The following is an 11332-nucleotide window of genomic DNA, read 5'->3' as shown; positions in this document are numbered from 1 at the left end:
AAACATCAAAAAAATGGCCTTGCTCCTCTCGAAGAGAGGAAAAGGCTTTGTGATCCGCCTAATTTACCAAATCTAATTTCCTTTATCTGTTTATTTCCCATAAACATGCAACCCCTGGCGCTTTTCTTGCGAAAAGAGCCAGGGGGTTTGTCATCAATCTCACGGGGGTTTTCAGCCCCCGCCATTTTTATTTTCAGCCTGATTGCAAACGAATTGCAAACCTTTCGTCGGCTAAAGTGTCTTGGAAAAATTTGCTCGAACCTTTTTGCCGTCTCACAAGTTGGATGATCGAGGAGATGTGGATTCATGAATGCGCTGTCGCCGTGGAGTGCGCTGGCCGATGCCAAGTTGGCGTTCCTTCCGATCGGAGCCACCGAGCAGCACGGCTACCATCTGCCCCTAAATACGGACGGAATTATCGCCGAGGCAATAGCGAATGAACTCTCCAAGCGGTTTGAGCCATCTTACTGCGTCCCCTTGTTGCCCTATTCCGCTTCCTTTGAACATGCGGGTTTTCCCGGCTGCATATCGCTCCGGATCCACACGTTGACGGCGGTGGTCACCGACATCGTCCAATCCCTGAAACGTTCCGGCATTTCTAAGATCGTTATTATCAACGGACACAGCGGCAATCACCTTTTGCGGAATATCGTTCAGGAACTGAATGCCGATGATCCGCAAACGGTATGGGGGCCGTTTCCAAACCGTCGTCACTGGGAACAGGCTTATCGGTCAGCTGGGATCACCGAGACCATCAGCCGGGACATGCATGCCGGAGAGGGAGAGACCTCCCTCATGATGTACCTGAGGCCGGAATCAGTGAAGGACGACAAACGTTCCGATTGCGATGTTGCTGACCGTCCTTTTCTGGAAACCGTCGGGATGAAACCCTATACCGAAAGCGGAACAATCGGCTTTCCCACCCGGGCAACCGCTGAAAAGGGGAGATTGCTCCTGCAGGCCCTGACGGATCAGGTTGCGGCGGCTTTGGAAGACATTGAGGAAATTAAGTAAGGCCGGGGATAATCCCGGTCTTTTATTTTTTATTGGCTAACAAAGGTCAAGTCAAAAATCTCCTCGCCATCCATCGAATCAACTTTTTTGATTTGGTCATTGACGAATCAAATAATTTTGATGTATTATCATATCAACAAAAGTTGATTTGGAGGTGAAGCCCTTGTATAATCACGATTACGTCATGATACAGATGTCCCAAATTCGCCAGGAAGAAATTCGAAAGGAATTTTAGAAGGTGAACCGTCGTGGGAAACCGAGAAAATGGGTGCAGATCCTCCAAGCCGTCTGGAATATCTACGATCAATGCTACCTCCGATATAGAAATCTGACCTGTTGTGTCGCCCCGTCTTGCTGTGGATAATTCCTTCCAAAGGAGAGGATGTATATGGTATTGAAGCCCCATGTGGCCGTCAATGTGAGGAACTTGGAGTCTTCCATTGAGTTTTATCGGTGTCTGTTTGGTAAAGAGCCGGCGAAAGTACGCCCCGGCTATGCAAAGTTCGATCTGGATGAACCGGCCCTGAACTTTACCCTGAACGAAGGTGGCGAAGTGAGCGGCGGCATCAACCATTTGGGAATCCAAGTATCCTCGACCGAGGAAGTTCTCGCCGCAAAACAGAGATTGCAGGACGCAGGATTAGCGATCTTCGACGAAATGGATACCACCTGTTGCTATGCGGTACAGGATAAAATTTGGGTAACCAGCCCCGATGGACACCGCTGGGAAGTGTTTGTGGTTAAAGGGGACGCCGAGGTTATGAGGGAAACCCCTAAAGGAGCGAGTGCTTGCTGTTCCACGGAAGAACGTTCCCAATCGACACAAACCAGCACGTGTTGCTGAAGATCATGCGGTATAATTAAACCCGGGGGGATTCCCCCGGGTTGTTGCCGTCAAGAAGGAGGGGAGTCCGATGACGTACGACCTTGAACAACTTACCCTGATCGCCCGAGCCTTCTCTGATCCGATCCGGTTGCAGATTATGGACTTGATAGCCAAAGCGGGTGCTGAAACAGCGGTCCCGTCATGTTGTACAAAGGGAATGTGCGTTTGTGATATCCAAGAAGCGTTGGATATGAAGCAATCCAAAGTGTCTTATCACCTGAAAGAATTGAAAAAAGCCGGCCTTCTTCATGAGCGGAAAGTAGGAAAGTGGCATTATTACGCCGTAAATCAAGATACCATAGAACGCTTTTGTCGGGAGTTGAATAACCGTTTTTTCTTAAATTCCCTTCATACGGAAGCGACGGTGGAATGAATGAACTGTGATTGGATCATTTGGGAAGCAGAGGAAAAAGATGTTCCCCGGATTCTTGACATCTACAACCAAGGGATTGTGGATCGGATTGCCACTTTGGAGGAGCATCCCAAAAACTTTGAAGAGATGCACCAATGGTTTTACCAAAGAACCACTCGGTGGTGCAGAGCTCAACGGTAAAGTACAGGGATGGGCTTCACTCAATCCATACTCTCATCGGTGTGCTTATGCAGGTGTGGTGGATATTTCGGTTTATATCGATCGTTCTTGGCGAGGAAAAGGGGTCGGTTCCCGCCTATTGCGGGCATTGGAGGAAAAGGCGAAGGAAAACGGCTTTTAAATCTCGGCCAAGTTTTTGTATCGGAAAATGGGCTTCCGGCAGGTAGGAGTGTTTCAAAATCAAGGAAAGCCGGATGGCCAATTCGTTGATGTGATGGTGATGGAGAAGATCTTACAGCCCAAAAAAATAAACCCGCACCCCCAATTCGGGATGCGGTTTATTTGTTAGAGCCTATGGCTTAGGGAAACCGGTAGCGTAAGGTCGTCATTCCAGGAATGGGTCTTGTTAGTTTGAGGGGGGCGATCTGTACAATCCATTTCCTTTGTTTCTTCAGTAAACTGTCGAACCCGTTCTTCGATCTCTCCCGAATCCGGCGGAACACCGCCATCGCTTTTTCTTTTCCTTTCGCTTTGGCCGGATCATCGAAGCTAATGAGGTGGTGGTCGAAGCGCTCCTTCCGACATATTCCTGTTGCATTGGGCGAAAAGCTGTTTTTGTCGGGTTATAGATACTTCGCGATTAACACAAAATGAAAAAACCGGCAGTAGCCGGTCAAAAACAGACGAGGAATTTACCGGGCCGCTTGGCGCGGGGGGCGGAACAGATGGTTCTGAATGAAATGGGACAGACCGAATTCCTCGTTGGACGGGACGATCACGTCGGCGGCATGGAGGACTTCGGGATGGGCGTTGGAGACGGCGGCGGACAATCCGACGGTTTGGAACAGGGGCAAGTCATTCAAGTGGTCTCCGATTGCCGCGGCTTGTTTGGTGGAGAGGTTCAACTGCTCGGCCACGCGCTGGAGGGCGGCTCCTTTGGAAACGCCCGGGGGGAGGATTTCATAATAGTGATCGGAGGATTGGACGAAGGTGAAGGGGAGTTTGGTCTGTTCCAACCAGCGGCGCAGTTCCTTGATTCCTTCTTCGTCGGAGACGGCGGCGATCTTCACCCAATTTTGGTTGAGCAAGGTCTCGAAGGAAGGGATCACTTCCAACTTCAGCTCTTCGTTTTGAAGCCCCTCCGAAGACAGGGGACCGATGCGGGTCGTGTAGATGTGGTGCGAGGTATAAACAAAAAAATCGATTCTTCGGCTCAGATGGGGCATATCCTTCACGATTTCCCGGACCAGGTCGTCGCTCAGATGGGCAAGCGGCATCAGTTCCCGGGTGGCGGGATTGTATACAAGGGCTCCGTTGCATAAAATGACCGGAAGGTCGATGTCCAGTTCCCGAATAAAGCGCTCGGTTTCAGTGAAATTTCGGCCGGTGGCCAGCGTGAACAACCCGCCTGCCTGGCGGTAGTGGGCAATTTCTCGCCGGATCAGAGGGGGAATCTCTTTTCGATTGTTGAGGAGCGTTCCGTCGATGTCGGAAACGAGAAAGGGATATGCCAACATGGACACGCTGATCAACCCCTTCTATAGATATTGCTCTTCCGTCCCGTGCTGCCGTTGAAGGAGAGGTAATCATTCCCCTTTCCATCCGGCTGGAACAAGGAGAAAAAAGCGGGATACATATCTGTTAATTATACTATATGAATTTGTATGCTGTACATATCTGAAAGATTTTCCGGCGGAAACAAACAAAAACCCGGGGAACGGTCAGGTCTCCGGGTTTTTGTCGCCGCCGCCGGACGGCCGGGAGCGTTGGGTGAGGAGGTCGCTCAATTGTTCCAAAAGGCTTCCGCCGCCCATCAGGGTGATGTTGCTCACCTTTTCGCATATTCTCTCCAGGTATTCCAACTCCTTCAGCCGGTACAGGGTCGGGTTCTGATCCATCAACTTGGCGGTGTTGAGCAGGCTGCGCGTGGAAGCGGTCTCCTCCCTGCGGGTGATGATGTTGGCCTGGGCCTGCTTTTCCGCCAGGAGGACCGTATTGAGGATCTCCTTGATGTCGCCGGGCAGGATGATGTCCTTGACGCCGGCGTCGAGGAACTGCACGCCGAAATCCCGGCTTTTCTCCTCCAGTTTCTGCAGCACGAAGTCGCCGATTTCCTTCTTCTTGTTGAGCAGCGCGTCCAGTTTGAGGGTGCCGACGTATTCCCTGAGCACCAGCTGGAGATGAATGTAAATCTGGTCCTCAAAGGAATTGAACTCCAACACTCGCAACGGGTCGACAACCTTGTAGTGGCAGAAGAAATTGAGGCGAAGGGTCACCTTGTCCGCGGTCATCAATTCCTGGCCGGCCACTTCCAGCTGCTGTTGGCGCAGGTCCACCCTTTGGACCTCCACGGTTTTGGGGCCCTTCCAGAAATAATATTTTCCGGGTTCCAGCTTCTTCTGAAACACGCCGTCATAGTACAGGATGCCGCACTCGTGCCGGTATACTTGAAACACATGAAAATAATCCTGCATCTCCACTCTGTCGAAGAGTGAAGGGTCGATATCCGGCTCCACCTCCGGGTTCCGCGTGTCCACGATGAGAAACCGGTGTTCGTGGAGGGCGTTCCAGAAGGCATAGGTTCCCGAGGTGTAGACGCCGGCAAATTTCCCGTCCCGGTAATGGATGGCCAATTCATGGTCCTTCACGTCGACGACCGTCAGTTCCCGCAACAATTCCTCGTCCTTCAGGAACAGCTGGATGGGTTTGCCGGGAACGGAAAAGGGCTCGTCCAGCTTCAACCGGATCACGGTTCCGAAGGGATAGAAGTAGGTTCCCGGTTTCAGATGTTTCACATAGTTTCCCCGCTTGAACAAGAGACCTCTTTCGTCATCGCAAATCCGAACCATGGTGCATCCTCTCTTCAGAAGTGTTGCTGCGCGTTTTCGGCTTTTGGTCGGAATCCTCCCGGGGCATTGGGCGGAGTCCGGCTTCAGGAACCGGCTCCCCCGCCCGCGTCCGGGCTTAAAAGCGAAGGGGGCGGAAGAATCGTTTCTTCCGCCCGGCTTCCCTTTCAGCGGCCCGGGAGGCTGAGCGGATCGGCCGCCTCCGTTCGCCGAACTGCAAGGCCGCAATCCCCGGTGTGGCATCCTGCGATGCCACCGAGGATTCCGCCAAAAGCGCAAAACGGTTAGTAAGCTTGTAAAGTCGCCGGAAAGGCGGGTGCTCTACCCACTGAGCTAATCGCGTCCAACACGCGATGTGGGATTCGAACCCACGACACCCCACATTGTCCGTTTGCATCGGGATGCTTTCTGCCGACGGGGGCAAAAAGCACCGTGGGACCGTTCCGAGATCCCGCAAACCGCGACAATGGTGAGTCATATGGTAGCAAAATCTTTCGGGCGGGTCAATGAGGTTTATTCGGGATCGACCAACGCTCCGATGTCTTTCCATCCGTAGGCGATTTCCCGCAGTGTGGCTTCCCCGATCGTGACGGGTTTTTCCGCCACCTTTTCGCCGCCGAGGGCCTCGTAGAACCGGCGGGAGGGGTTATCCGCCAACACCCAGACGAGGAGAGTGCGGAACCCGTCGGCAGCGAGCTCCTGAGCGGCCGCCCGGAAGAGGCGGCTGCCGAGCCCCTTTCTCTGGCATTTTTGCAAAAGGTAGATGGCGTACAATTCCCCGTCGTATCCATATGCCTTGGTCCGCTCGGGTCCGCCGCAGGCAAAGCCGACGATTTCACCCCCGCTGGTTTCCGCCACGAAGGTCCGGCTTTTCCCCTGCCGAAGGTCCTGTTTCCAATGGTTTTCTCTCTTTTCGACGGACAGGTTGTCCAAAACGCTGTCGGGGACGATTCCCCGGTAAGTGGTGCGCCAGCTCTCCACATGGACCCGGGCGATGCCGGAGGCGTCGGCGGGTCCGGCTTTCCTCACGAACATTTCGCTTCCTCCTTTCTGGCTGAAGAAAATCGCCGGCGAGGAAAATAGGGGTGTGAATTCTCTTTTTTCAACGACGGTTCGTTGATAGAATGAAAGGAAGGGCGGTCTCTGCGACCGGTGTCCTGCGCTGTTCGGACCGGATCCAAATGATTTGTGGTAGCGGGCGAGGAGTACCGCCTTATTCAACAATACGACAGCACGGGTGTGGTGAACCGAATGACGCTGGAAGAGCTGAGGAAAAAATACGCTGATTGTACCCGTTGTCCGTTGCATGAGCGGCGGACCCGTTTCGTTTTCGGGGAGGGAAATCCCCGCTCTCCGTTGATGTTCGTGGGGGAAGGGCCGGGGGCCGACGAGGATCGGATGGGTCGCCCCTTCGTCGGCCGTGCGGGCCAGTTGCTGAACAAGATGTTGGAGGCGGCGGAGATCCCCCGGGAGGAGATCTACATCACCAATATCGTCAAGTGCCGGCCGCCGGGGAACCGGACTCCCACGGTGGAGGAGATGGAGACGTGCATCGACATCCTCCGGGAGCAGTTTAAGGTGATTCGACCGAAGCTGATCGTCACCCTGGGTTCCGCCCCCACGCGGGCGATCCTCGATCCGAAGGCGCGGATCACCCGGATTCGGGGACAGTGGTTTGAACGCAAAGGGGTGCGGATCATGCCGACTTTCCACCCGGCTTACCTCCTGCGCAACCCGGCCAGCAAAAAGGAGGCCTGGATCGACTTCCAGGCGATCCGCGACGCCTATCGGGAGGTGCTGGCGGAGAGGGAATCGGGGGAGATCCTTACATAGGTCAGGAAATCACCTCCGACTTCGCCCTTCCGCCGTTGATCTGAGTGAAGGATGAGGCGACGGTGTCAGCGATTCTCTCCGGATCTTCCCCCTCGATGGTGTCCAGGTGGAAGATCACCTGCAGGCAGCGGGAGGTTTTCTCCGTCACGGCGGTGCGGGACGAATCCACGTAGGGGCTGCCGAAGGGCCCCGATTCGTCTCGAAGGAGCAATTTGTTTTCCATCGACACGTCCCGGCCGTTCAGCGCAGGATAACCGTCACCCGCTTTTCCGACGGTCGCGGTGACGTCCCCTTCCAGGGCGTCGGCGTCGTAGATGCCGAAAGGAAGCAGATATTTCAAGGAAAAAAAGTTGTTCACATCGACGGCGCTGTTCACTTCGTGAACGGTCTCCCCCTTCAGCACCCGGCGCAGCAGGGCTTCCGCCGACGGGCGGTAACGGGAAGGGGAGGAACCCAGCCGTCGAAACGCTTCCCGCCATTCGCGGATCGGTTGAAGCTTCCCGATCTTTTCCAGGTCGTGTTCGATCCGGAGATGCTCCAGAAACAGCCGAAACCGACCGCGGAAGGGAAGGGGGGAGTGGCTGACGGTGCATCCTTCGTACCGGATGATGATCAGTTTCAGGTTGGGCAGAAGGTTGCGGAGTTCGGAGTCAAGGATTACCATTGTTTGCTTTTTCACCTCCGGTCGGGATACCATAGAATAACAGATGGTGATTACAGGGTTGCCGGAACGGTTTCAGGTCATCCCCCGTCTGTTTTGATTCGGCGGAAAGGGGCCTTGGTCCTTTTTCGCCGGTCGGCGGACAGCGGAAAGGAGGAGAGAACATGGAACGGTTGAGGCAGATTCTGAGTCGAATTGACGGCAGGGGATACAAAGCCTACAAGGATATTCAGGGGGAATACCGATTTCCTTTTTTTACTTTATTTATAGATTACGTCCAGGGGGATCCCTTCGCATCCCCTTCCCGGATCCGGGTGCGCATGGACCAGCAGCGGGCCGGTTACGACCGGAAATGGTATGGGGATGAACATCGCCGGATCGCCCTGGAGGACTGGGTTTTGCGCCAGGCGGCCCGGGAGGTGCAGTCGCTCTCCTTCCGGGTTCAGGGAACGGGAAAGAGCGGTCTGTTTGCGGTGGACCGCCCCGGCCAGGAGATTTTGCCGCGAACGGCGGTGGTGGTGAACGAGCGGTTCGTCGAGCTGAGGCTCACCGTGGGTTTGCCGGCGCGGGGACGGACGGTTTTGGGGAACAAGGCGAAGCAGATGCTCTGTGAAGACCTTCCCCGGCTGGTCCAGCGCAGCCTGCCGGCATCCGCCCTCGACCGGGAGAAGCTGGAGGAGCGGCTCCGCCTGGCGGACAACCAGAAGGCCATTCGCGATTACCTGCGGGAGAAGGGTTGGATCGCCTTCGTCGCCAACGGATCCATCCTGCCCCGGGAAAGCGGGGTGAGCGACCGGCCCCTGAGAAGCGGACGGGTGGTTCCCTTCCAATCTCCGCCGTCGATGGAGGCGGCGATCGAGGTGCCCCACGGGGAGCCGGTCCGCGGGATGGTGATCAAGGACGGGATCACCCTGATCGTGGGCGGAGGTTACCACGGCAAGAGCACCCTGCTGAAGGCCCTGGAGCGCGGGGTGTACGACCACATCGAAGGGGACGGCCGGGAGTACGTGATCACCGACCGGAAAGCGGTCAAAGTCCGGGCGGAGGACGGCCGCAGGGTGGAGAAGGTGAACATTTCCCCCTTTATCAACAACCTGCCCTTCGGCCGCGATACGGTCCGGTTTTCCACCGATGACGCCAGCGGCAGCACCTCCCAGGCGACCAACATCATGGAGAGCCTGGAGATGGGCGCTTCCTGCCTGCTGATTGACGAAGACACCAGCGCCACCAACTTCATGATCCGGGACGGGCGCATGCAGGCCCTGGTGGCCAAGGGCAAGGAGCCGATCACCCCCTTCATCGACAAGGTGCGCCAGATGTATGAGGAACTCGGCGTCTCCAGCGTCCTGGTGCTGGGCGGTTCGGGGGATTATTTCGATGTGGCCGACTCGGTGATCATGATGGACGAATACCTGCCCCGTGACGTCACCTCGGAAGCGAAGGCGATCGCCGCGGAGAAGAGCAACGAGCGGAAGCGGGAGGGGGGCGATTCCTTCGGCGAAGTGACGCACCGGGTGGTGCTGTCCAAAGGTTTTGATCCCCGGAAGGGGAAAAAGGAAAAGGCGGATGCCAAAGGGCTTCACACGATTCAGTTCGGGACGACCACCGTCGATTTGTCCGCCCTGGAGCAGCTGGTCGATGTGAGCCAAACCCGGGCCGTCGCCGAAATGATGCGCCTGCTGGGGCGGATGGCCGACGGGCGAAAGACCTTGAAGCAGTTGGTTGACGAATTGTACGAACGGATTGAGGAAAAGGGGCTGGATGTCATTTCCCCCTATTTCGGCCAGCATCCCGGGGATTTTGCCCTTCCGCGGAAGCTGGAGCTGGCCGCCGCGGTCAACCGCCTGCGCACATTGTCCATACAGTGAGGGGAGCACGGCCGTGAAAGAAGTGACCATTTACACCGACGGCGCCTGTTCCGGCAATCCCGGTCCCGGCGGGTGGGCATCGGTCTTGATGTACGGCGGCCGGATCAAAGAGATCTCCGGCGGGGAAAGGATGACCACCAACAACCGGATGGAGCTCACCGCCGCCATCGAAGCGCTCCGCCGTCTGAAGGAACCGTGCCGGGTCCGGCTCTATACGGACAGCGCCTATCTCTTCAACTGCTTTGAGCAGCGCTGGTATGAAAAATGGGAGAAAAACGGGTGGTTGAACAGCAGGAAGGAGCCGGTGGAAAACCGGGATCTGTGGCAGGAGCTGCTCCGGCTGGTCCGGATCCACGATGTCCGCTTTCTGAAGGTGAAGGGCCACGCCGACGACAAGTGGAACAACCGGTGCGATGAACTGGCCCGGGCCGCGGTGCCCCAAAGCGGGGACGGCTGAGGAATCGGAAGATCGGGAGGAGGTGGCAGGATGCGTCCGGAGGAGATCAAGGCCCGCTTGATCGAAGAAGCGAAGCGGCTGAACATCGACAAGATCGGTTTTGCCTCCGCCGATCCGTTTCTCGAGCTGAAGGAACGGCTGATCGAGCACCGGCGGAAGGGATATGAGTCGGGTTTCGAGGAACCGGACCTGGAGAAGCGGACCCATCCGGACAAGACCCTGCCCGAGGCGAAGAGCATCATCGCCGTTGCGCTCGCCTATCCCTCCCGGCTGCCGAACCCCCCCAAGTCGAAACCCGGCGCATACCGCGGCATCTTTTGCCGGGCCTCCTGGGGGAAGGATTATCACCACGTGCTGCGGGAGCGGTTGGAGGCCTTGAAGGAGTGCCTGCTTGCCATGGTTCCGACCGCCTCCGCGGAGATCCTGGTGGATACCGGGCCGTTGTCCGACCGGGCCGTCGCGGAACGGGCGGGCATCGGCTGGGTCGGAAAGAACACCGCGCTCATCACCGAGGAGTTCGGCTCCTGGGTGTATCTCGGAGAAATGATCACCGATGTTTACCTTCCCCCGGACACCCCGGTGACGGAGGGCTGCGGCGATTGCACCGCCTGCCTGGATGCCTGTCCCACCGGCGCTCTCGTTCAGCCCGGTCAACTGAATGCCCAGGCGTGTCTGGCCTATTTGACCCAGACCAAGCAGATGGTGCCGGAGCCCTACCGGGAAAAGATCGGCAACCGGCTGTACGGTTGCGACACCTGCCAGGTGGTCTGTCCGAAGAACCGAAAGGTGAACTTCACCCATCAGCGGGAATTCCGGCCGGATCCGGAAAAGGTGAAACCCCTGCTGAAGCCGATCCTCGGCTTGAGCAACCGGCAGTTTCGCCGGGAATTCGGGGAGATGGCCGGTTCCTGGCGGGGGAAAGGGCCGATTCAGCGGAACGCGATCATCGCTCTGGCCCATTTCCGCGACCGTTCGGCGGTCCCCCTCCTTTCCCGTCTGCTCCGCGAGGATCCCCGGCCGGCGATCCGCGGGACGTCGGCCTGGGCATTGGGCAAAATCGGAGGACAAGAGGCGCTGGATGCGCTCTGCTCGGCGGACCGGGAGGAGACGGAAGCCGACGTGCGGCGGGAGATTGAGCAGGCCCTCGCCCGCCTTCGGAGGGAGGAAGGATCCCCCGGTTCCTCTCCGAAGCGTTGAGACCCGCCATCCGCGGCACATTTTTTGAAAAGGGTTAA

General features: G+C 56.7%; 12 protein-coding genes and 1 pseudogene. 9 read left to right on the top strand and 4 right to left on the bottom strand.

Annotated elements, in window-relative coordinates; all coding sequences use genetic code 11:
* From CLV97_RS18425 to CLV97_RS16240, 5 genes and pseudogenes are all read left to right on the top strand, one after another.
* On the top strand, window positions 1-288 hold a 288-nt coding region (locus CLV97_RS18425; protein WP_211295778.1), incomplete at its 5' end, for a hypothetical protein.
* 18 nt (window positions 289-306) lie between these two features.
* A complete protein-coding gene (locus CLV97_RS16255) occupies window positions 307-1014 on the top strand; it encodes a creatininase family protein (protein WP_106346581.1) in 708 nt (235 codons plus the stop codon).
* A 388-nt stretch (window positions 1015-1402) separates the two neighbouring features.
* The gene (locus CLV97_RS16250) at window positions 1403-1858 is read left to right on the top strand and encodes an ArsI/CadI family heavy metal resistance metalloenzyme (RefSeq protein WP_211295777.1); all 456 of its coding nucleotides are present in this window, start codon (window positions 1403-1405) and stop codon (window positions 1856-1858) included.
* Window positions 1859-1928: 70 nt separating this feature from the next.
* Complete coding sequence (locus tag CLV97_RS16245; RefSeq protein ID WP_106346580.1) at window positions 1929-2273, top strand: ArsR/SmtB family transcription factor; 345 nt, start codon at window positions 1929-1931, stop codon at window positions 2271-2273.
* Window positions 2274-2781 (top strand): annotated as a pseudogene (locus CLV97_RS16240) (N-acetyltransferase family protein). It begins immediately after the preceding gene.
* Between the two features lie 343 nt (window positions 2782-3124).
* Here the strand turns inward: CLV97_RS16240 and CLV97_RS16235 are convergent.
* From CLV97_RS16235 to CLV97_RS16220, 3 genes are all read right to left on the bottom strand, one after another.
* Entirely contained in the window at window positions 3125-3949 is an 825-nt protein-coding gene (locus CLV97_RS16235; protein WP_245891669.1) for an HAD family hydrolase, read from the bottom strand.
* 204 nt (window positions 3950-4153) lie between these two features.
* Window positions 4154-5281 (bottom strand): slipin family protein, encoded by a 1128-nt coding sequence (locus tag CLV97_RS16230; protein ID WP_106346578.1) that lies wholly within the window; start codon window positions 5279-5281, stop codon window positions 4154-4156.
* A 510-nt stretch (window positions 5282-5791) separates the two neighbouring features.
* On the bottom strand, window positions 5792-6313 hold the full coding sequence (locus tag CLV97_RS16220; protein WP_106346576.1) for a GNAT family N-acetyltransferase: 522 nt from the start codon (window positions 6311-6313) through the stop codon (window positions 5792-5794).
* Window positions 6314-6466: 153 nt separating this feature from the next.
* Here CLV97_RS16220 and CLV97_RS16215 point away from each other — a divergent pair, with 153 nt between their 5' ends.
* Window positions 6467-7111 carry a uracil-DNA glycosylase gene (locus CLV97_RS16215; protein WP_245891667.1) on the top strand — a complete coding sequence of 215 codons (645 nt, stop codon included), beginning with the start codon at window positions 6467-6469 and terminating at the stop codon, window positions 7109-7111.
* Window position 7112: 1 nt separating this feature from the next.
* Here CLV97_RS16215 and CLV97_RS16210 read toward each other — a convergent pair whose 3' ends face one another.
* Window positions 7113-7775: a B3/B4 domain-containing protein gene (locus CLV97_RS16210; protein WP_106346575.1), complete on the bottom strand. Its 663-nt coding sequence runs from the start codon at window positions 7773-7775 to the stop codon at window positions 7113-7115.
* 161 nt (window positions 7776-7936) lie between these two features.
* Between CLV97_RS16210 and CLV97_RS16205 the strand changes: the two genes are divergently transcribed.
* Genes CLV97_RS16205 through queG form a run of 3 tightly spaced genes read left to right on the top strand, consistent with a single transcriptional unit; the run spans window position 7937 to window position 11294 of the window.
* Window positions 7937-9640, top strand: coding sequence for an ABC-ATPase domain-containing protein (locus tag CLV97_RS16205; protein WP_106346574.1), 1704 nt, complete (start codon window positions 7937-7939; stop codon window positions 9638-9640).
* A gap of 13 nt (window positions 9641-9653) precedes the next feature.
* Window positions 9654-10097, top strand: coding sequence for a ribonuclease HI (rnhA, locus tag CLV97_RS16200; RefSeq protein ID WP_106346573.1), 444 nt, complete (start codon window positions 9654-9656; stop codon window positions 10095-10097).
* Between the two features lie 30 nt (window positions 10098-10127).
* The gene (gene queG, locus CLV97_RS16195; protein ID WP_106346572.1) at window positions 10128-11294 is read left to right on the top strand and encodes a tRNA epoxyqueuosine(34) reductase QueG; all 1167 of its coding nucleotides are present in this window, start codon (window positions 10128-10130) and stop codon (window positions 11292-11294) included.
* Window positions 11295-11332: the final 38 nt, after the last annotated feature.

Origin of the sequence: Planifilum fimeticola (genome assembly GCF_003001905.1) — a bacterium.
Classification (GTDB): Bacteria; Bacillota; Bacilli; order Thermoactinomycetales; family DSM-44946; genus Planifilum; species Planifilum fimeticola.
Note: the sequence above shows the minus strand (reverse complement) of the source record. Positions and strands in the feature narration are given on the sequence as shown.